At 46.9% G+C, this 512-nt stretch carries 2 tRNA genes and 1 rRNA gene; all 3 read left to right on the top strand.

The window, feature by feature from the left end:
- Nucleotides 1-57: ribosomal RNA gene (locus M3191_RS18205) — 16S ribosomal RNA — on the top strand; the annotation flags it as partial.
- A 135-nt stretch (nucleotides 58-192) separates the two neighbouring features.
- Nucleotides 193-269 (top strand) — tRNA-Ile (locus tag M3191_RS18200).
- An 11-nt stretch (nucleotides 270-280) separates the two neighbouring features.
- Nucleotides 281-356 (top strand) — tRNA-Ala (locus M3191_RS18195).
- Nucleotides 357-512: the final 156 nt, after the last annotated feature.

Below are 512 nucleotides of genomic sequence, written 5' to 3'. Positions count from 1 at the left end.
GGGGTGAAGTCGTAACAAGGTAGCCGTATCGGAAGGTGCGGCTGGATCACCTCCTTTCTAAGGATAATTACGGAATATGAACCTTGGGTTCATACGTTGACGTTTTGCGTTCAGTTTTGAAGGTTCAATTGGACAGTTTCAGACACAGTGCGTGTTTGAAAGTGAACAAGATAAACTTCATAATCCCGGAAGGGGCCTATAGCTCAGCTGGTTAGAGCGCACGCCTGATAAGCGTGAGGTCGGTGGTTCGAGTCCACTTAGGCCCACCATTTCATATTCCGGGGCCTTAGCTCAGCTGGGAGAGCGCCTGCCTTGCACGCAGGAGGTCAGCGGTTCGATCCCGCTAGGCTCCACCAACTTACTCCGATGGGAGTATTTTTGTTCCTTGAAAACTGGATAAAACGACATTGAAGCAACAAAACATCAAGTAATCAACCGAGTCGATCACTTTTGTGATTGAACAATACTTTTTTAACGATTGCCAACGTATATCGCTATACAATGGTGATCAA

It is taken from the genome of Sporosarcina luteola, assembly GCF_023715535.1.
Taxonomy (GTDB): Bacteria; Bacillota; Bacilli; order Bacillales_A; family Planococcaceae; genus Sporosarcina; species Sporosarcina luteola_B.
The sequence above is the reverse complement of the archived record's forward strand: the minus strand, read 5'-3'. Positions and strand labels throughout refer to the sequence as shown.